Source organism: Clostridium algifaecis, from assembly GCF_017874415.1.
In the GTDB taxonomy this organism is placed as follows: domain Bacteria; phylum Bacillota; class Clostridia; order Clostridiales; family Clostridiaceae; genus Clostridium_B; species Clostridium_B algifaecis.
On the sequence record NZ_JAGGLM010000005.1, the window covers coordinates 35,060 to 55,554 of the forward strand.

The 20,495-nt window shown below is 27.5% G+C and carries 18 protein-coding genes; 14 read left to right on the plus strand and 4 right to left on the minus strand.

The features are described 5' to 3' along the window. The first annotated feature begins 23 nt into the window (after positions 1–23). The 8 genes from J2Z42_RS05570 to J2Z42_RS05605 are packed head-to-tail and all read left to right on the plus strand — an operon-like array spanning position 24 to position 9,056. Positions 24–1,142, plus strand: coding sequence for a glycosyltransferase family 4 protein (locus J2Z42_RS05570; RefSeq protein WP_209701662.1), 1,119 nt, complete (start codon positions 24–26; stop codon positions 1,140–1,142). Then, on the plus strand, positions 1,139–2,488 hold the full coding sequence (locus J2Z42_RS05575; RefSeq protein WP_209701663.1) for an ABC transporter substrate-binding protein: 1,350 nt from the start codon (positions 1,139–1,141) through the stop codon (positions 2,486–2,488). Before J2Z42_RS05570 ends, J2Z42_RS05575 begins: the two co-directional genes overlap by 4 nt. 35 nt (positions 2,489–2,523) lie before the next feature. Then, a complete protein-coding gene (locus tag J2Z42_RS05580; protein WP_209701664.1) occupies positions 2,524–3,939 on the plus strand; it encodes an O-antigen ligase family protein in 1,416 nt (471 codons plus the stop codon). A gap of 15 nt (positions 3,940–3,954) precedes the next feature. Next, positions 3,955–5,058 (plus strand): glycosyltransferase, encoded by a 1,104-nt coding sequence (locus J2Z42_RS05585; RefSeq protein WP_245331502.1) that lies wholly within the window; start codon positions 3,955–3,957, stop codon positions 5,056–5,058. Between the two features lie 3 nt (positions 5,059–5,061). Then, positions 5,062–6,624 (plus strand): murein biosynthesis integral membrane protein MurJ, encoded by a 1,563-nt coding sequence (gene murJ / locus J2Z42_RS05590; protein ID WP_209701665.1) that lies wholly within the window; start codon positions 5,062–5,064, stop codon positions 6,622–6,624. Between the two features lie 43 nt (positions 6,625–6,667). Beyond that, complete coding sequence (locus J2Z42_RS05595; RefSeq protein WP_209701666.1) at positions 6,668–7,639, plus strand: acyltransferase; 972 nt, start codon at positions 6,668–6,670, stop codon at positions 7,637–7,639. A gap of 28 nt (positions 7,640–7,667) precedes the next feature. Next, the gene (locus J2Z42_RS05600; RefSeq protein ID WP_209701667.1) at positions 7,668–8,321 is read left to right on the plus strand and encodes a sugar transferase; all 654 of its coding nucleotides are present in this window, start codon (positions 7,668–7,670) and stop codon (positions 8,319–8,321) included. Positions 8,322–8,339: 18 nt separating this feature from the next. Then, positions 8,340–9,056: a WecB/TagA/CpsF family glycosyltransferase gene (locus J2Z42_RS05605; RefSeq protein WP_209701668.1), complete on the plus strand. Its 717-nt coding sequence runs from the start codon at positions 8,340–8,342 to the stop codon at positions 9,054–9,056. Positions 9,057–9,079: 23 nt separating this feature from the next. Here the strand turns inward: J2Z42_RS05605 and J2Z42_RS05610 are convergent, their stop codons facing one another. Further along, a complete protein-coding gene (locus J2Z42_RS05610; protein ID WP_209701669.1) occupies positions 9,080–9,490 on the minus strand; it encodes an RrF2 family transcriptional regulator in 411 nt (136 codons plus the stop codon). Positions 9,491–9,653: 163 nt separating this feature from the next. Continuing rightward, complete coding sequence (gene pdaA / locus J2Z42_RS05615) at positions 9,654–10,532, minus strand: delta-lactam-biosynthetic de-N-acetylase (protein ID WP_209701670.1); 879 nt, start codon at positions 10,530–10,532, stop codon at positions 9,654–9,656. Positions 10,533–10,672: 140 nt separating this feature from the next. Between pdaA and J2Z42_RS05620 the strand changes: the two genes are divergently transcribed. The 4 genes from J2Z42_RS05620 to sigF all read left to right on the plus strand — a co-directional run bounded on the left by J2Z42_RS05620 (position 10,673) and on the right by sigF (position 14,328). After that, positions 10,673–12,418, plus strand: coding sequence for an Eco57I restriction-modification methylase domain-containing protein (locus J2Z42_RS05620; RefSeq protein ID WP_209701671.1), 1,746 nt, complete (start codon positions 10,673–10,675; stop codon positions 12,416–12,418). A 365-nt stretch (positions 12,419–12,783) separates the two neighbouring features. Beyond that, positions 12,784–13,119, plus strand: a complete 336-nt coding sequence (spoIIAA, locus tag J2Z42_RS05625) for an anti-sigma F factor antagonist (protein WP_209701672.1) — start codon at positions 12,784–12,786, stop codon at positions 13,117–13,119. Positions 13,120–13,134: 15 nt separating this feature from the next. Then, the gene (spoIIAB, locus tag J2Z42_RS05630; protein WP_209701673.1) at positions 13,135–13,563 is read left to right on the plus strand and encodes an anti-sigma F factor; all 429 of its coding nucleotides are present in this window, start codon (positions 13,135–13,137) and stop codon (positions 13,561–13,563) included. 9 nt (positions 13,564–13,572) lie between these two features. Next, positions 13,573–14,328, plus strand: coding sequence for an RNA polymerase sporulation sigma factor SigF (gene sigF, locus J2Z42_RS05635; RefSeq protein ID WP_209701674.1), 756 nt, complete (start codon positions 13,573–13,575; stop codon positions 14,326–14,328). A 72-nt stretch (positions 14,329–14,400) separates the two neighbouring features. Here the strand turns inward: sigF and J2Z42_RS05640 are convergent, their stop codons facing one another. Both J2Z42_RS05640 and hpt read right to left on the minus strand, forming a co-directional pair. Continuing rightward, complete coding sequence (locus J2Z42_RS05640; RefSeq protein ID WP_209701675.1) at positions 14,401–16,755, minus strand: transglycosylase domain-containing protein; 2,355 nt, start codon at positions 16,753–16,755, stop codon at positions 14,401–14,403. Positions 16,756–16,945: 190 nt separating this feature from the next. After that, complete coding sequence (gene hpt, locus J2Z42_RS05645) at positions 16,946–17,467, minus strand: hypoxanthine phosphoribosyltransferase (RefSeq protein ID WP_209701676.1); 522 nt, start codon at positions 17,465–17,467, stop codon at positions 16,946–16,948. A gap of 159 nt (positions 17,468–17,626) precedes the next feature. On the opposite strand from hpt, the gene hflX reads away from it, so the two are divergent. Both hflX and J2Z42_RS05655 read left to right on the plus strand, forming a co-directional pair. After that, complete coding sequence (gene hflX, locus J2Z42_RS05650; protein ID WP_209701677.1) at positions 17,627–19,405, plus strand: GTPase HflX; 1,779 nt, start codon at positions 17,627–17,629, stop codon at positions 19,403–19,405. A gap of 150 nt (positions 19,406–19,555) precedes the next feature. Continuing rightward, on the plus strand, positions 19,556–20,461 hold the full coding sequence (locus J2Z42_RS05655) for a nucleotidyltransferase domain-containing protein (protein ID WP_209701678.1): 906 nt from the start codon (positions 19,556–19,558) through the stop codon (positions 20,459–20,461). The last annotated feature ends 34 nt before the right edge of the window (positions 20,462–20,495 follow it).

A 20,495-nucleotide genomic window follows, 5' to 3' on the forward strand; every position in this document is an offset into this window, starting at 1 on the left:
GACTAACCTATGAGGTGTAATTTATGAAGATATGTATGCTTACATCAGGACATGATGTATTTGACAATAGAATTTATTATAAAGAAATTTTATCTTTGAAGAAAAGATATGATCAAATATATTTAGTAGCACCGGGAGACAAAGACTTTGTAACAGAACATGGCATAATAGTAAAGTGTTTTCCAAAAAGAAAAAAATGGTATGATAGAATGAGACCTATGAAAGATATATTTAATATAGCAAAGGAGATAAATGCAGATGTATATCATGCACATGAGCCTGATTCTTTTCAAGTAGCAACAAAATTAAAAAAAGAATTAAATGCTAAAATAATATATGATTCCCATGAATATTACCCCGAAGCTTTTGCGGAACATTTTGGATTTATAAGTTCATTAGTAAAAAATATAATATATTTGTATGAAAAAAGGCTAGCTAAGCAAGCTGATTGTATAATTACTGTAAACAATATTTTAGTTGATAAATTTAAAAAATATCATGATAATGTGCAATTGATACCAAATTATCCTGTTATAAAATATAGAAACTTTGAGAATAAGTTAAATAAAAAACCAACATTTATATATGTAGGGGGACTAAGAGAGGATAGAGGTATATTCAAAATACTTCAAGCTATAAATATTATAAAAGACAGGGATTTTAAATATATATTTCTCGGATCATTTGAAACGGAAAAATTTGAATTGAAATGTAGAAAATTTATAAACAATAAATTAAATAATATGGATATTACATTTACAGGAAAGATTCCTCATAAAAGAGTATTTGATTATTTAAATATATCTCATGTTGGATTTGTAATACTTCAACCTGATAATTGGAGATATGTAAATTCTGAACCTGTAAAATTATTTGAATATATGAGTAGTAAGATTGCTGTTATAGGTAGCAATTTCCCTATGGTTGAAAATATAATATCTTCGTGTGAAAATGGAATTTTAGTTAAACCTGATTCACCTCAAGACATATCAAGGGCGATTTTGAAATTGGCAGAGAACTTAGAAATGGTGAAGGTTATGGGCAACAATGGATTTAATAAAGTTAAAGAAATATACAATTGGAATATTTGTGAGAAAAGATTATTAGATGCATATGAAAAATTAGGAGAGAAGTTAAAATGAAAGGCAGTAAATTAAGAATTATTGTATATAGCTTAATTATAATACTGGTACTTTTTATATCCTTTATATATAGAGCTGAATTTTATAAAAGCTATTCAAGTTATAAAAAAGTATCACTGCCATTAAAAAATAAAACAATAGTTAGATTGTGGCTTAAAAAGAGTGATGTATCTCCTGCAAGAAAATTTCAAATAGAAAAATTCAATAAAAATAATAAAGATAATATATACATAATACTTACCCAATATAAACAAGATTATGATAATGCAATAAGAACTACATTGGCATCTGGACTAAATGCTCCAGATATTTTTCAATATGGTTTTAAAACTCTTATGCAGAATAATCAAATAGTAAGTTTGGATGGCATTAATTTTGACAAAAGCAAGGTTGATAACTCTAATATAGTTAAATATGAGGATATGCCTATAGGCGTAAAATTAACGGATACGAACGTAAAAATGGTTTGGAATAAGGAACTGTTTAAAGAGGCAGGGTTAGATCCTGAAAAACCACCTAAGACATGGGAAGAGATAATAGATTATTCATTAAAAATAAAGAAAAGATTTCCACAAGTTACACCTTTTGCATTTCCAATGAAAGAATCAGACGATATGAAAGTATCTCTTGGTGAACCAAGTGTAAACTTGGGGGACATATATACAAGCTTTTGGAACTATAAAAAGGGTGAATATGATTTTAAATATGCTTATGATATACTTAATGTTTATAATAAAATGTATAAGTTAAATTTAATAGCAAATAATTTTGATGAAAATAGCAGCAAACAGATCAGTTCTCAATTTTGCCAGGGAAATGTTGCAATGATGATAAGTACTTTTGAAGACAAAAAATATTTTTCTGATGTAGTACCGATACATTTTTCAATGGGAATAGGAGATGTTGTTCAGATAGGCAAAGAAAATAAAAATATTTATTATTATATAAAAAATAATGATTTTTTGGTTATAAATAAGGAATCTGCTAAAGATGAAAAAAAGAAAGAAGCAATAAAAAAAGTATATGAGTATATGCTAAGCGAAGATGTAAACAAGCAAATACTTGAAACAAAAAATGAATTGCCTGTAAATTTAAAAAGTACGGTATTTGAAGGCGATAAATATGCTGAATATAATGATGTAAGTAAATTTCATAGTGAAAATTATGATCCAACTCTTTTTTTGAATAGAGATTCAGAATCTTATGAGATAAAGTTAATTACAGATGCAATAAAGGGTAAAAGTACAATAAATTCATCAATTGAAAAATTAAATCAAAAATATAAATATTATTGCGATTTTGCCGTTGATAAAGAAAAATTTGATTTCAACTATTATAAAAAGTAAAATTGATGGTTTTAGGAGATTGGAGAAGTAATAAAATGTATGAAGGTATACATAAGTATTTAAAAGAATGTGGTAAGATAATTCTAATATCTATAGGTGTATCAGCTACATCTAGTTTGATTTTATATAAAAATATAGGAATGAGTACATCATTTATGCTTTTCATAGCACTTTTATGTTTAATTATAGACTTGTATCTAATATATAAGGATAGAAGAAAGTCTATAATTATATTTTTACTTTTGCTGCCAATTTATACTACAGTTAGACGAATATGTTATTTTGATATATTTTTTATTAAGGTAACATTTGAAACGATTTACATAACAGTATTATTTGCAAGTAGTTTTAGAGATGTGATTAAAACTGTAAAAAATTTATCATTTAATTTTATGTTTATGATATTGGCATTTTTTTTATTTTGTGTAAATAGCAGTTTTTATTCTGTAGATATATTGGGAGCACTTAGTGAAGTATACATAGGTGTTTTAACCCCTATAATGTTCATGCTATGTTTTATGACATATTTTAATAAAGATGATAAAAATAAAATATATTATATTTTGATTAGTGCGCTTGATTTTAGCTGTTTATATGGTTTTGTACAGCTTTTAAGCAAAGGAATTTCATTAACTTCAATTAGAGATAACAGAATATCTTTAACATTTGGTTTTAATAATGTAAATATATTTGCAGGTATATTAATTGCTGTATTTCCACTGCTTATTGAAATGATATTATATAAGAAAAACAGTAGAAAGGAAAAACTTGTTTTGTATTCTTCGTTTTTGCTCTATTCCATATCTTTACTAATAACTTTTAGCAGAGGCGCATGGATTTGTTATATAGCTATAATATTTATGTCTTTATACAGCAAAAAATACAGAAAAGTTTTCGTAGCACTATTGGTACCGGCACTCTTTATAGCTAAACCTGTTTTTCATTATATAATAAGCAGGGGTACTACAACATCATTTTTGAATAACGAATCTGCGGTAGCAAGGCTGCAATCTATATTTACAGATATAATACTTATGAAAAAATATCCATTTGGAATAGGTGGAGGAAACTTTGCCGAAGCATATAAGAACTTTTCACTTGAAGGATATTTTGCTATGCCAAAATATATAAGATATAGAGCTATCGCACCAAGTTATACTCTGGAAAATGCCCATAATTTAATTTTACAAATAGGAGTTGAATTTGGCATAGCAGCAGCATGTATATTTGTTTTAATTATAATAAACAGATTAAAAACAGCTGCTAAGAATTTGAACTATAGCAGGGGTGCATTCAATTCTATTTTCATATATTTTGTATTTTCATTAATTACGGGAAATGAATTTGATCATAAAGGTATAATAATGGGAACAATAATAATGTTTGCTATGTTTAGTATAATAGAATTATATTTAAAAAAGGATATGGAGAATAAACGAAAAATAATTTAAAAATTGGTGATTAATATGAATGTATTACATATAATATCCGGAAATGATAATGGCGGCGGCGGAAATCATGTCATAAATATATGTTCCAATGATATAGATGATATGAAATGTTCTATATTGTGCATAGGCAGCGGGCCGTTGTATGATAAAGCATTAAAAAATAATATAAGTGCTTTTAATTTTACATTTAAACAGATAATTAATGGAAAATTAGAAGATATTATATATAAGAACGATATAGATATGCTGAATTTTCATGGAGCTAAGTCTAATTTTTTATATTTTATAATGAATAAAAAATTGAATTTGCCATGTATAGCTACTGTTCACAGCGATTATAGATATGATTTTTTAAATAATAGCTTTAAAAGGTATTTTTATACACCACTTAGTATTATTGGGCTCAAAAAATTTAATAGCTATATATGTGTATCTGATTATTTGAAAAAACTGCTTGAAGATAATAATTTTAAAGGAAATAAGTACGTAGTGAATAATGGAGTGAAGTTTGATTCTTTTAAGGAAAGTATTTCGCCTGATATACTTAGACAGGAATTTCATATTAGAAGTGAAGACTTTGTTTATGTTATGATAGCAAGGATGCATCCTATTAAAAATCACAAAAAACTTATAAAAGCATTTTCATATTTAAAAAAAGAGTTTGAAAATGTAAAGTTGCTTTTAGTAGGGGATGGTCCTTTAGAGGAACATCTAAAGAAGCTGTCATATGATTTAAAAATTAGAGATAGTGTAAAATTTGCTGGCTTCAGAGATAATCCTCTTGATTTTATAAATGCTTCAGATATAAGTGTTTTAACATCTTTTAGTGAAGGTGGGGCACCTCCACTTGTAATACTTGAAAGTGCAATCTTAAAAAAATCAATTATATGTTCAAATGTTTGTGATATGGACAAAAGTATAAATAAAGGCAGTGGATATTTAGTAAATCCAGATAATGAAAGAGATATTTTTACTAATATGAAGACAGCTTATTTAAATAGAAAAAATTTATGCTATATGGGAGAAAACTTATATAATGATATGGTCATAAAATTTTCTTTGGAAAAATTCTGGCAAAATTATTATAATGCCTACAAACAGATTTTAAGTGGAGTGTAATATATGAAAAAAAAGACATTCATAAAAAGTTCTATAATAGTTATGATTTTAATAGTAGCTGGAAAGATAGTGGCTCTTTTTAGAGATTCTCTTATAGCATCAAAATTTGGGGCAACTTATGTTACAGATATATATAATGTTGCCATAGGTATAGTAAATCTTTTAACTACAATAAGTTATGGACTTACAACTACATTTATACCATTAAATACTGAATATATAGAAAAAGGCAATATAAAAAATAGAAATAGATTTGTAAATAATGTAATAAGTATAGCTTCAATAGTTACTATATTTATTACAATAGTACTTATGCTATTTACAAAGCAAATAATATATTTATTTGGACATGGGTTTACGTCTAAGCCTGTAGTCTTTAATACTTCTGTTGAGATAACAAGGATAATGTTTATAGCGCTTATATTTATAACTATTCAAAGTGTAGTTGCTGGAGTGCTTCAATCTCATAAGGAATTTTATGAACCTGCTGCAATGGCGCTTGTATCAAATTTAGTATATGTAGTTTATCTGATATTTTTAACGGAAAAATATGGCATAAAGGGTTTTGCCGTAGCAACAGTAATAGGATTTTTTGCTCAGCTTATAATAAATTTACCTAAGTATAGGAAGCTAGGGTATAGATATTTTCCAACACTTAATTTTAAAGATGAAAGTACAGTCAGGATGTTCAAACTTATGACTCCTATAGTTGTAAGTACATCAGTAGTACAACTTAATGTATTTGTCAATAGATCATTTGCAAACAATATATATTTTGGAGCAGTTACGGTACTCGACTTTTCAAATAAGATAAATACTCTTGCATATGAAGTATTTGCTATAGGTATTGCCATGATTGTATATCCTACTTTATCTGAGTTTGCAGTTAAAGGAGATTTTACTAAGTATAAAAAATCACTGGGTAGTGCACTTACAACAATAATTATGATAATGGTTCCTGCGTCAGTAGCTATAGGAATGCTCAGAATACCACTTGTTACAGTAATATTCGGCAGAGGCGCTTTTACTGTAAAAGATGTAAATTTAACTGCAGGTGCCCTTTTATTTTACTGTCCTGCGATGATTGCTTATGGTGTAAGGGATATATTAAATAAGGCTTTTTATTCGTTAAAGGATGCAAAAACACCAATGATAAATAGCTTGTTTGGAATAATAATAAATATAATAATAAATATATTCATAGTAAAATATATGAAGGTATCGGGGCTTACTCTTGCCACTACTATATCTGCAGTTATGACTACTGTTCTCATGTTATGGGACTTGAATAAAAAGATTAAAGGAATAGATTTAAAGAATATTTTTGTGAATTTTATTAAAGTATCAATAGCATCAATGGTAATGGCTCTTTTTATATTTTTTATCAACAAAATATGTGCTGTTGAATTCACAAATGCTATGAAGAGCAGTATAATTTCAATTTTAGTATCTTTTGTATTGGGAAGTATTGTTTATTTCATGTGTCTTTATATTGTAAAAATTAAAGAATACAGTGATTTGATAAACAAACTAAAAAATTTTATGTTAAAAAGAAATATACAATAAAATGGAGAAGGTGTTTTGAATTAGTAAGGAACGTATTTTGCAAATGGATGTAATTAGAGCAATGTCAATAATTGCAGTAATATGTATCCATGTTTCTGCAACTGTACTTGGATATAAACCTTATTCCAGTACATATAACTTTACATATGCATTAAATCAAATTTCAAGATTTTCTGTTCCTGCATTTATATTTATATCAGGTATGGGTCTTACTATAAGCTATAATAAAAAACAGGGATATTTATATTTCTTAATGAAGAGATTAAAAAAAATTATTCCACAGTATTTTATATGGTGTCTGATTTATATATTTGTAATTACTAAAAATTTCAATATACGACAGGATATAAATTATATAATATATGGTAAAGTATTTTATCATTTTTATTTTATACCTCTGATAGTTGAATTTTATGTGATTTTCCCATTTATTTATAAATTTATAGGAAATAAATTATGGTTGTTAATTAGTTGTATTATTAGTGTTTTAGTAATTGTATATACGTATTATTATGGAAATATTACAACTAATATGTGGTTCTGGGACAAAAAAAATTTGTTGTATTGGCTTTTTTATTTTTCACTTGGAGGTTATATAGGCAAGAATAGAGAAATTTTTTTTCAAAAGCTTCAAAAATATAAATATTTAATTTTTATAATGTTTATATGTTCAATATTTTATCTTCTGGATGCCATTATTTTAGGCAATCAATATTCAAGAAATCTTGAACATATAGTGACATTTCAGAGACCTTCAGTTATAGTATATAGTGTACTTATTATACTGTGTATATTGAGCATAAACTGGAAAAATGGTTTATTTATGTGTATAGTAAGATATATATCTGATGGAAGTTACACTGTTTATCTGTGTCATGCAGGTATACTTTATTTTTGTACTAAATATTACATCGATAATAGTTATGCAATAGGTAGCGCGCATTTTGAATTAAAAGCTATTTTAATTACATTCTTTGGGGCTATAATAATAAATAGAATAAAAAAGTTTTTATAATTAAGTAAATTATAGAGGGAGGAAATTTATGCAGGCCGAAGATATAAAAATTGACTTGGATAGAGATATAAATAGAAAGAAGATACAATTTTTTATAAAGAGAATATTTGATTTTATACTTTCGCTTATAGGAATAGTGGTGTTAAGCCCAATATTTTTAATAGTTGCTATCTGGATCAGGCATGATTCAAAAGGTCCGGTTATATTCAAGCAAATTAGGGTTGGAAAAGGTGGAAATAATTTTACTATATATAAATTTAGAACCATGATAGTAAACGCTGAAAAAAAAAGAGAATTGGATATAGATAAAAATGATTTAAAAAATTTTGTGTTTCAGAGCAAAAGTGATAATAGAGTTACAAAATCCGGTGCTTTTTTAAGAAAAACAAGTTTGGATGAAATTCCGCAGCTTGTAAATGTATTAATGGGAAATATGAGTTTAGTCGGTCCTAGACCTGAAATACCTGATGTGGTTAAACTTTATACTGAATCGTATGCTCAGAGACTTATGGTTACACCTGGAATAACCGGGCTTGCACAGGTAAGTGGAAGAGGAGAAATTGAACTTGGCAAAACAGTATCATATGATTTAACCTATATAAAAAATTTTTCTATATTTATGGACATAAAAATACTTTTTAAGACAGTTTTCTCTGTATTTAAGAGTGAAGGAGCGTTTTAAAAAACTATGGGGGAAAATATGTTTACAAAAATATTAGGCTATGATGTATTTAATAAAACAAAGAATGATTTTATTAAGTATATAGAAAATTTTGATAAGATAAATATAGTATCCGGGAATCCTGAAGTACTATATAATGGTATTAATGATCCTGTATTGTTTGAATGTTTCACACAAAATAATTCAGTAATAATACCGGATGGAGTTGGAACTGTACTGGCTTCTAAAGTAATAAAAAAACCTGTAGCAGAAAAAATTGCAGGAATAGATGTTATGAAAAGCATTATTGAAAAATGTGAGAATGAAAATAAGACTGTATATTTTTTAGGGGCTAAACAGAATGTACTTGAAAATTGTATTAAGAATTTAAAAAGTACTTATAAAAATTTAAAAATAGCCGGAAGTCATAATGGATATTTTAATCTGGACAGCTGTGAAGATATTATAAATGATATAAATAAAAGCAGACCATATGCTATTTTTGTAGCTATGGGTTCGCCGAAACAGGATATATTTATAAGTAGAAACTTAGAAAAACTTCCATGCAGTATATTTATGGGAGTTGGCGGCAGCTTTGATGTATTTTCAGGAAATGTAAAAAGGGCACCAAAATGGATGATAGGGTTTGGATTAGAGTGGCTGTACAGAGTTATCAAAGAGCCATGGAGAATAAGAAGATTGTCATCCATACCTAAATTTTTGATAAAAGTTATAGAGTACAATAGAGTAAATTAATATTCAGTGTACTCTATAACTTTTTAGCTTTTTTTTAATAAATCTCCAAAAGTTATGTTTTTAAGATCAAGAACCAGGTTATTTTGTATTTTTGACAAAGCTAAATGTACTTCACAGGTAGAAGCGTTATTTATATTGCACTCATTAGGATCGTTAAGACACCTACTTATATATATTGGCCCGTCTATAGCTTCAATAACATCTTTTAAAGTGATTTCATCCGGTGTATGATTTAGAGAATAACCACCGTTTACACCTCTATAGGATTTTATAATACCAGAATGAGTTAGTTTCCTGAGTAATTTTAGAAGAAACCTAAGTGGTATACCTTGATCTTTTGATATGGATTTAGCTTCAATTTTTTCACCGTAACCTAGTTTAGACAAGTATAGTATAACTCTAAAGCTATAATCCGCTTCTTGCGTAATTCTCATAATATCTCCCTCAAATATAAATTAGATTAATTAAACATTCTATTAATATTTAAATTAGTATAAAATAATTAGTTTATCATAATATAATTAATTATAACTAAGTTTTTATATAATATAAAGTAAAATCATAAAGTAATTATATTTTGGGGAAGGATAAAACAAGTTATGGTAATTTATCCAGGCTCTCAAGAGTATAACCGTTAGCTTTCCAATCCTTAATTACTGAATCCAAAATTTCTGAATTTGTTTTTGAAACTGCATGAAGTAAAATTATAGCACCATTATGAGTTCTGCTTAATATTTTATTTTTTGCAAATTCAGGTGAAGGCTGTTTATTTCTATTCCAGTCATTATAAGCAAAACTCCAGAATATCGTCTTATAGCCTAGTTTCTTGGTATAAAAGAGCGATAATTCACTATATTTTCCCATCGGAGGTCTAAAAAACTTAGGCATTTCCTTTCCTGTAACTTTTGTGTAAGCTTTTTCTGTTACTGTAAATTCATTTTGAAATTTTTGTGTGTTTTTTGCCTGCTTTGCCATGGAAAGATGTTTTGCTGTATGATTACATACTAAATGTCCTTCATTTACCATCCTTTTTATGAGATCTTCATTATCTTTTATATATGGAGTGGTAACAAAGAAGGCAGCTTTTACGTTATTCTTTTTTAGAATATCGAGAATTTTATCGGTATATCCATTTTCATATCCTTCATCGAAGGTTAAATAAATAACTTTTTTTGAAGTATCACCCAAATAATATCCTGAATATTTTTTTATGAGATTTAAGATCTCAGCAGGCTCTTCAGATGGAGTTCCATCATTTTTAGGTTTAAAAAACCAATTTTTTTCGGATTTACTTAATTGAGAAATATCCAGTCCTTTGAGCAGATTTTCGTCATTTTCTTTAGCATCATTTTTAAAAATATTGGTATATTTATTTCCTATATTATTTGAAACGCTTATATTGCAAGCTTTTGCTCTAAAAAAAAGCGACATGGAAATTATAAATATTAAAAAAAATGATATTAAACTTTTCTTCATATACACATCACCTACCATAAGTATGATATATTTATGGTATACTTGATAAAATAATTTATACTACTAATATGCTAGAAATAAATTCTAAATTATTTATAAATTAAATAAAAATTTATTTTAATAAGGCGAAGGTTTATAAAATGAATGAATTTTATAGAATTATTAATGACGTATATTTTTATATAAATCAGAATTTTACAATAGATAAAAAATATAAGTTTATAGATTACTGTAAGAGAAAACTGAAAATTCCATGTGAATGTGGATTTTCTAGTAAGTATTATAGCTTGATAAGAGAAAGTAAAAAGTATGGAATAGTATATACACCTAAGGAAATAGCGAATTTTATAATTAAAAATTTAATAGTTGAAAAAAATATAATAAACAATCCGTATATAAAAATTTTAGATCCTTCTTGTGGATGCGGAAATTTAATGCTTGAATGTTTTAAATATTTAAAAGATATATATTTAAAAAATATTGATAAGATAAATAAAAAGAATAACATAAAATTAAATTATTGTGATATAGAAAAACATATAGTCAATTTTAATTTATTTGGATTTGATATAGATAAAATTGCAATTATGATTTTAAAAATTGATTTATTTAGATTAAGTGGTAATATAAATGAAAAAAATTTCATAGTTAAAGATTTTTTAATTGATAGGATAAACGAAAAATTCGATTTTTTAATAGGAAATCCTCCATATATTGGACATAAATCTGGAGATAAGAATTATTTTAAGATATTAAAGAAAAAATATACTGATGTGTATAATGGCAAAGGGGATATTCTATATTGTTTTTTTAGCAAATCCATACGATGTCTTGGGTTAGGTGGAAAACTTTCTTTTATTGCATCTAGATATTTTTGTGAATCCAAAAGTGGAGGAAAACTTAGAAAATTTATAGTACAAAATACAAAAGTCCATAAGATTGTAGATTTCTATGGAATAAGACCTTTTAGATATATAGGAATAGATCCAATAATAATGTTTCTGCGAAAGGAAAAAAATATTAAGGAAAATGATATAGAAATTATAAGACCTAAAAATAATAAACTTCAAGATTCAAATTTTTTTAATTATAAAGAGAGATGTACAAAATTTTCAATTTTACAAAGTAATTTGAAAGAGAATGGATGGGTATTTGTAAATAAAATTGAAGAAAATATACTAAAAAAAATAGAGAAAAAAGCAAAAATTTTATTGTCTGATATATGTGAAAGTCATCAGGGCATAATAACTGGCTGTGATAAAGCGTTTATTTTAGATTATACTTCTATAAAAAAATACAATATCGAATTGAATGTAGTTAAACCGTGGATAAAAAGCAGTTATATTGACAAATACAGTGTTATTCGTACAGAAAAATATATTATATATTTAAATTATGTTAAGAACCCCGATACATATAAAAATTCAATAAAGTTTATAAGTAGATATAAAGACAAATTAGAAAATAGAAGAGAATGCAAATCTGGAAACAGGAACTGGTATGAACTTGAATGGTGTAGAAAACCAGAAATATTTGAAAAAGAAAAAATTGTGTTTCCATATAAATCAAACAGCAATAAATTTGCTATAGACAGTGGCAGTTATTTTAGTGCAGACATATATTGTATCACTTTAAAGAGAACAGATATTTTTAATTATAATGATCTTCTTTATATTTTAAACAGTACTGTATATGAATTCTATTTTAAAACTTTTGCTAAAAAATTAGGACAAGATGTATATGAATATTATCCAAGTAATCTCATGAAGCTAAAAATACCACTTCTAAATTTCCATTTTAGTAATACTGACAACAATAAATACTTATATAAATTTTTTGAATTTACTGCAAATGAAATTAATGTAATAGAAAGCAAGTGCAATTAATTTATAGTAAAAATATATAAAACATATTAATTAAGTTTGTTTAAAAATATAATATATGGTAAAAATATATACTAAGGTGACTAGAAAAAACTAATGAAAAATAGAGGAAAATTATACCACATAGAGAATATATCTATTAGGATTTTCTATTTTATAAAAGAGAGGGGGGAGATGTTGTCTGACTCGGACTGTGCAATATTTTGCACATACTAAGGTTTATATAGTATTTATATATAAATTTTAGGTATACAGCAATAGGTCATTGTAATTGCTGTATTTGCAAATTAAAGTTAAGCAGCAGCTTAACGCTGAGATCATATATGACCATATTAAATTTATTGTGATTTTAGTAGAGTTTGATGTATATGAATTTAGAATTTGAAGTTAAAAATGATAAACTTATAGTTCATATGATTGGAGAATTGGATCACCATAGTGCTGAAGAAGTTAGAAATAAAATTGATGATAGGCTTGATAGAGATAATTTTAATAAGCTTATACTTGATTTTTCTAGCGTAAGCTTTATGGATAGTTCAGGAATAGGTGTTGTTATTGGAAGGTATAAAAAGCTTAATTCAAAAGCGGGGAGTATTTGCATTGCAAGGGTGAATGATTCAGTAAAAAGAGTATTTGAATTATCAGGTATGTTTAAGATAATAAAGCTTTATGACAGTGTTGAGCAAGCTGTTGAGAATATTTAATGGGGGGATAATTAAATGTATGATAACAGTATGAAAATAGAGTTTATTAGTAAGTCAGAAAATGAAAGATTTGCAAGAGTAGCAGTAGCAGCTTTTGCAGCACAATTAGATCCTACCATAGATGAACTCGCTGATGTAAAAACAGCAGTGTCAGAAGCAGTTACAAACTCTATTATTCATGGCTATGAAAATAATGAAGGCATAGTAAAAATTAATGCATATATAAAGGGAAAAGAACTTACTCTAGTAATAGAGGATACTGGTGTCGGAATAGAGGATATTAAACTTGCAATGCAGCCTCTGTATACTTCAAGACCGGATCTTGAGAGATCTGGTATGGGATTTACAGTCATGGGAACTTTTATGGATTCTCTTGAAATTCAATCTGAAAAGAACAAAGGGACAAGAGTTACAATGAAAAAAGTTTTTAAATCATTAAGTTAGGTGAATAATATGAGTGAAGAAGCTGTAAAAATATCTAATTATGACTATAACGACAATTTAAAACTTATAAAATCTGCAAAAAAAGGTAATAAAGATTCATTGAATAAACTGGTTGAGGTTAATTTACCTCTGGTGACCTCAATAAGCAAAAAATTTTTAAATAGAGGATATGAGTACGAGGATATATTTCAAATAGGTTGTATGGGTCTAATGAAGGCCATTAACAATTTTGATGAAAAGTACAATGTTAAATTTTCAACTTATGCTGTACCTATGATAATGGGTGAAATAAAAAGGTTTCTAAGAGACGATGGTATGATAAAGGTAAGCCGGAGTGTCAAAAATACTGCTAAGAAACTTCATTATGATAAAGAGAAGCTGACAAAAAAGTTAAATCGCGAACCTACTGTTGAAGAATTATCAAATTATTCTGGAGTTAATGTAGATGATTTAATATTTGCATCAGAATCAGCAAATAGTATGCAATATTTGTATGACACTATACATCAGGATGATGGTTCTCCGGTGCTTTTAATAGATAAGTTAAGTCAGAATCCAAATGAAGATGTAGAAATGGTAGATAGGATAGCTTTAAAAGAAACTCTTCAAAATTTAGATGTAAAATCACGACAGATTATCATGCTTAGATACTTTAAAGATAAAACACAGGTACAGGTTGCAAAAATGTTAGGAATAAACCAAGTTCAGGTATCAAGAATTGAGAAAAAAGTATTAAAAATGATGAAAGATATTTTAGAAGAATAATTTTAAAAAGTATATAAATTAGTCTATTGTACTGTATAAATATTTAAATATACACAGTACAATAGACTAATTTTATTTAGTAGAATTTAAATTGTCGTCTGATTTTTTATCGGTTGTATTGGCATCTTTGTTGTCATTAGAACTATTATCTTGTTGTTTAGTACTACTATTAGAATCAGTATTATTTGGTATAGTAAAAGCTGGATTATTATTTTGTTCATTTTCATTATTAATGTTGTTAGATTCATTTTGATTTCCGTATGTTTTCTTACTTTTATTTTTATTTGTTGATAAAGGATTACTGCTGAACCAGGTATGACCAAGGTTGCACTCATTTGTTGGTATAGTACCAGTTAAAAAGAGTTCATCATAAACCTTGCTGCCAGTTGGATCAATATAACAAAGTGGAGAAGGTAAATATCCTGATTCAGAACAAACTTTTGAAATTACAACACCAGAAGGCATTGATATATCTTTTGCAGGCAACCCATCATGAAAAGGTCTCATTACGTCTGCCCAAATTGCAGCTGCTGAATTACTGTTTAATGAATTTATTGATGAATTATCATCATTACCTATCCATATTGAAGCTGAGTAATAAGGTGTAAGTCCTGAAAACCATAGATTTTTTTTATCGCTTGAAGTACCTGTTTTACCTCTTACCATACTACTAAAATTTGCAGAAGGACCTGTTCCATCCTTGCTTACTGGACCTTTTAGCATATCATACATTATGTATGCAGTAGCAGGTGAAATTACCTTTTTAGTATCAACTTTTGATTCTAGTATTACTTTTCCATTTCTATTTGTAACTTTTGTGTAAAGTCTAGGTGCAGTATACATGCCATTATTTCCAAATACACCATAAGCTGCTGCCATTTGCAGAGTATTAGTACCATTATGAAGCTCACCTAGTGAAAGTGCAGCTATACTTGATCTATCGTCAGTATCTAATGATATTCCAAATTTATCAGCATAAGATGCACCGGTTTCAAGCCCTAGAGTATCTTCCAATTTAACTGCTATAACATTTATTGATTTCATAAGGGCATTCCTTAAAGTCATATCACCATTGGTCATTTCTTCATCATCCTTAGGATTGTAAGGGGTTCCATTTGAGCTATATTTTTGTGCCAAATCGTCTGATAATGGTGAATCCTCTATAGTAGTAGCTGCGGTAGCTTTTTTTAAATCTATAGCAGGACTATATACGGTCAAAGGCTTTATACATGAGCCAGGCGGTCTTAGATAGTTTACTGATGAAGCTCTATTATAAGACATTGCTGGTTGAGTACCTCTACCACCTATTAGAGCTTTTACCTCTCCTGTATGATAATTCATAACTACAGCTGAAGCCTGTGGCTGTATTATACCATTTTTATCAGAAGAGCTGCCAAGTGCACTGTCATTATTTAGAGTTTCTTGTGTCTGCTCTTGCAAATTTTTGTCCATAGATGTATATATTTTCAAGCCGCCATATGTTAATAATTGATTGACCTGTGAATCCGTGTACTGATATTTGACTTTCAAATCTTTTTTCACAGCGTCTATAGCAGGCATTGAAAACCATTCGTTTTCTAATTTATTGCTTTTAGGAGTATACGGTTTTATGTTTAATTTTCCACTTGAAATATCATTTATCCCATCTAAATACTGCTTTTCACTTATATAGTTATTATCATACATTTTTTTTAGTACATTTTTTGTCCTGTTTAAGTATATAGATGGATTTTTCTTGGCTGCACTGGAATAAGGGTTGTATACTGATGGACTTTGAGGTATACCTGCAATGAAAGCACATTCAATTAGATTAAGTGAATTAGCTGATTTGCCAAAATATTGTTGCGCAGCTGATTCAACTCCGAAAGCTCTTCCCCCAAGAAAAATTGTATTCATATATGCTCCTAAAATTTGATCCTTCGTTAAAAGCTTTTCTAATTTTAAAGAAAGATATATTTCCTGTAGTTTTCTTTTAAAGCTAACTTGAGAAGATAGATAAATATTTCTTACTAATTGCTGTGTTATTGTGGATGCTCCTTGAATTCCAGATTTATTTGTCAATTTATTTTTTATATCTATAAAAATTACACTTGTTAATCTTTTTATGTCTATGCCAGTATGTTTATAAAATCTTTCGTCTTCAATACTTACAAAAGCATTTTTTAAATTATCAGGCATAGTATTAAAAGAAATAACAGTTCTTTGCTCGGTAGTAGCTACTACGTCCATAAAATTTCCTTTATCATCGTATAAAATGGATGGCTCATTTAAATTAAGTACTCTATTTACATCCAGGGGAGGTGAGTTTTTGATTATAGCTGCACCAATTCCGATAGTTGCCATAGATACTAGTAAAAATATACAAATAAGTATAGTAAATGTAAGCTTTAAAGCTTTATACCGAGACTTTTTGCGTCTCTTTGCCATAATTGTCCTCCTTGTTAAAATTATACATGGATTTATCAATTTTAATTATTATAACACAAAAAAAATATTAATGAAATTTAGACGTTAAATTAAAACAATGAGAAAAACTGTAGATAAGTTTAAATATTTGTAAAACTTATCTGCAGTTTTATTTTTAAATACAGTTTAGTTTAAGTTGATATTATTTATTTTATTCCCAGTTAAATACATAAGGAACATTTCTATAATAGTCTCCATAATTTAATCCATAACCTGCCACAAATACATCTGGAATTTTAAAGCAGCAAAAATCAGGTTTTAAATTTACTTTCCTTCTATCTGGTTTATCAAGTAGAACACAGCATTTAACAGAAGAGACCCCGAGAGATTTAACATGATTTATAGTAAAATCCATTGTAATTCCAGTATCTGTTATGTCATCGACAATCAACACATCATAACCTTTTATATTGTCAGGTATATCATTTATAATTTTTACAAGGCCTGAAGATGTTTCAGAGTTACCATAGCTTGATGTAGTCATAAAACCTACTTTTAAAGGACATTTTATTTCTCGTACTAGATCTGCTGTAAATATAAAACTGCCTCGCAGGATGGATAATATGTAAAGTTTCTTGCCTTCATAATTATTAGTTATTTGTTTTCCGATTTCATTTATTCTATTTGAAATTTGTTCTTTAGTTAATAGTATATTTCGTGCTTTTTCTTCCATTGTAATCCTCCAACTTGTATATAGTATAAAATTATATTATTAATAGTAACAATAATTTTCTTATTTTTCAATGTTTTTATGTGTAATACAGTTTACATTCGTATTTTTATGCTATAAAATGCAATAATAGATGTATGTAAATGGTTTGGAGATGATATGGTGATATATGGAAATACAGAAGGCATAAAAAATTCTATACTTGATAAAATGGAAGAAGTTTATAAGTTTAAGCTGCCACAAAATAATATATGTAATTATGAATTGATTGAGTTCCTTTCATATATGACGGATTATTTAAACAAAGAGGTAAGCGTACTTATCGACAGAAAAGGGAATGTATCTAGAGTTTCAATTGGAGATAGCAGTACAGTTGAAATTCCTGAAATAGATACAAGAGAAAATAAATTATCTAGAGTTAAAATTATACATACGCATCCGAATGGTGATTCGAGACTTTCCAGCCTTGATATTTCAGCACTTTTAAAACTAAAGCTTGATTGTATTGCGGCTATTGGTGTAAAAGATGGAAAAGTTACTACTATAAGCTTGGGTTTCTGTAATGTATACAATGAAAAGCTCGCATATGAAACTTTGGAAAATTTATCAATGGATGAAGCTGTAAATTATAATGTTATGAATAGAGTAGAGTATATTGAAAATTTAATGAATAGAGAAATATCGGTACAAGATGATATTGAAAAGGCCATAATTGTAGGTATTGATAATAAATTAAGCTTAGATGAATTGGAAGAGCTTGCAGAAGCCTGCAATGTTTTGGTTGTTAGTAAAGTATTTCAAAATAGAACAGTTCAGGATCCAGTATTTTATGTTGGAAAGGGTAAAATAGAAGAATTATCATATCTTGCCCAGCTAAATGGAGCTAATGTAATGATTTTTGATGATGAACTTTCTGGATCACAGATTAGAAATATAGAGGATATGCTTGGAATAAAAATAATAGATAGGACTACCTTAATACTTGATATATTTGCAAGAAGAGCAAGAAGTAAAGAAGCAAAAATACAGGTAGAACTTGCCCAGCTTAAATATAGGCTTACAAGGCTTTCAGGACTTGGAATAAGCCTTTCAAGGACAGGAGGAGGTATAGGTACAAGAGGACCTGGAGAGAAAAAGCTGGAGACAGATAGAAGGCATATAAGAGATAGAATATATGAGATGGCATCTGAATTAAAAAAGATAAGTAAAGTTAGAAAAGTTCAGAGAGAAAGAAGAAGAGATATTCCGAAAGTATCTTTAGTTGGTTATACTAATGCTGGAAAATCAACCCTGAGAAATTCTCTTTGTGAAATAGCAAATTTAAGAGAAAATATAAATAAAGAAAAGGTATTTGAAGCAGATATGCTTTTTGCAACTTTGGATACTACAACGAGAGCACTGGAATTAGAGGATGGAAGGGCAATTACAGTAACAGATACAGTCGGATTTATAAAAAAACTTCCACATCAATTAATTGAAGCTTTTAAATCAACACTTGAAGAGGTAATTTATTCCGATCTTCTTTTGCATGTTGTGGATGTATCATCAAATGAAGCATTAGAACACATAGAAGCAGTTAACGAAGTATTACTTGAACTTGGGGCAGGAGATAAGCCAATTTTATTAGTATTAAATAAAATTGACAGGGAGGTAAATGACAATATAAATAAAATTAATGAGAAATATAATGGATCGGAAATAGTTTATATATCTGCGAAAGAAAAAATAAATCTGGAGTTACTTCTGAAAAAAATAGGTAAACTTATTGGAAATAAAGTAGTGGAAGCTAAATTTCTTATACCATATACGGATCAAAGTACAGTTGCTTTAATACACGAAAATTCTAAAGTTAAAGAAGAAGAGTACAGATATGATGGTACTTATATATGTGCATTGGTAGATAAAAAAATATATAATAAACTTTATAAATTTGTCATATAAGTGTAAATTCAAATTTATTATATATTTTCTATTGTATTTATATGCAAATTTAGTATATAATATATAATAATTTTTATATATTTAATAAAAATATTAGGGAATGATTAATGAATAATTATGCACAGTTATAAATAAAGGGGGCATAATAAAGTGGGAAGTACAATACTTAAGTATCAAAGAGCATTTAATAGTGCTGTTGATAGATTAAAAAAAGATGATTCCATATTGGCCGTTATGGTTTTTGGAAGTATGATTACGGGTGATCTATGGGATGAATCAGATATTGATCTTTTTGTTATATATGATGACAAAAATTCTGAGTTTAAAAATATATATACAGAAGAAAAAGATATATTGGTTCATATTAAACTTATGAGCAAAAATAAATTTTTGCAGATCAATGAAGAAAATATAAGAGGAGGATTTATCCATAGAATTATATCTTCTTCCAGACTGGTTTTTTCTAAAGATATGGAGATAACTTCTATATATGATGGCATAAGGTATTATCCAGATATTGACAGAGAAAGATGGGGCATGGTCTATCTTGGAAACTTACTGAAAAATGCAGCCATATGTAAAAAATATCTTCAAAATGATGGAATTTATACTGCATATATTTCTGCAGTAAAGTCAGTAGAAGAATTTTCAAAATTATATGTTAATTATACAGGACATATGATAAGTAAAGATGCAACAATGGTTGCTATAAGCTTAAATGACGAATTTAAAGGATATGTAGATAATTTATTTTTTCATGGAGATACAATAGAGGAATTAAAAGAAGCTGTAAATAAAATAATTGATTATTTCCAAAAAAGCGTGGATGACAACATAAGAAATTTTGTAAATGTGCTTATAAATTATATGAGAGAAAAAGATACTTTTTTGAGTTCACAGCAAATAGAGAATGATGAGTTATTTAAAGAGTATGATATATGCATGGAAGAAATACTTAATAAATTATGGGAAAAGAATATAATAAAAAAGGAAACCAGAGATTATAAAATAAAAAATGAATTTATGCTATTTAAAGAAAATGTATATTTTATATAATAATAAGTTGTATTTTAATATTAAGTTAATTTAT

What these genes read in the sequence shown, in the direction of transcription:
- J2Z42_RS05570 (WP_209701662.1), top strand. Translation starts at nt 24, where the DNA reads ATGAAGATATGTATGCTTACATCAGGACATGATGTATTTGACAATAGA.
- J2Z42_RS05575 (WP_209701663.1), top strand. Translation starts at nt 1,139, where the DNA reads ATGAAAGGCAGTAAATTAAGAATTATTGTATATAGCTTAATTATAATA.
- J2Z42_RS05580 (WP_209701664.1), top strand. Translation starts at nt 2,524, where the DNA reads ATGTATGAAGGTATACATAAGTATTTAAAAGAATGTGGTAAGATAATT.
- J2Z42_RS05585 (WP_245331502.1), top strand. Translation starts at nt 3,955, where the DNA reads ATGAATGTATTACATATAATATCCGGAAATGATAATGGCGGCGGCGGA.
- murJ (WP_209701665.1), top strand. Translation starts at nt 5,062, where the DNA reads ATGAAAAAAAAGACATTCATAAAAAGTTCTATAATAGTTATGATTTTA.
- J2Z42_RS05595 (WP_209701666.1), top strand. Translation starts at nt 6,668, where the DNA reads ATGGATGTAATTAGAGCAATGTCAATAATTGCAGTAATATGTATCCAT.
- J2Z42_RS05600 (WP_209701667.1), top strand. Translation starts at nt 7,668, where the DNA reads ATGCAGGCCGAAGATATAAAAATTGACTTGGATAGAGATATAAATAGA.
- J2Z42_RS05605 (WP_209701668.1), top strand. Translation starts at nt 8,340, where the DNA reads ATGTTTACAAAAATATTAGGCTATGATGTATTTAATAAAACAAAGAAT.
- J2Z42_RS05610 (WP_209701669.1), bottom strand. Translation starts at nt 9,490, where the DNA reads ATGAGAATTACGCAAGAAGCGGATTATAGCTTTAGAGTTATACTATAC.
- pdaA (WP_209701670.1), bottom strand. Translation starts at nt 10,532, where the DNA reads ATGAAGAAAAGTTTAATATCATTTTTTTTAATATTTATAATTTCCATG.
- J2Z42_RS05620 (WP_209701671.1), top strand. Translation starts at nt 10,673, where the DNA reads ATGAATGAATTTTATAGAATTATTAATGACGTATATTTTTATATAAAT.
- spoIIAA (WP_209701672.1), top strand. Translation starts at nt 12,784, where the DNA reads ATGAATTTAGAATTTGAAGTTAAAAATGATAAACTTATAGTTCATATG.
- spoIIAB (WP_209701673.1), top strand. Translation starts at nt 13,135, where the DNA reads ATGTATGATAACAGTATGAAAATAGAGTTTATTAGTAAGTCAGAAAAT.
- sigF (WP_209701674.1), top strand. Translation starts at nt 13,573, where the DNA reads ATGAGTGAAGAAGCTGTAAAAATATCTAATTATGACTATAACGACAAT.
- J2Z42_RS05640 (WP_209701675.1), bottom strand. Translation starts at nt 16,755, where the DNA reads ATGGCAAAGAGACGCAAAAAGTCTCGGTATAAAGCTTTAAAGCTTACA.
- hpt (WP_209701676.1), bottom strand. Translation starts at nt 17,467, where the DNA reads ATGGAAGAAAAAGCACGAAATATACTATTAACTAAAGAACAAATTTCA.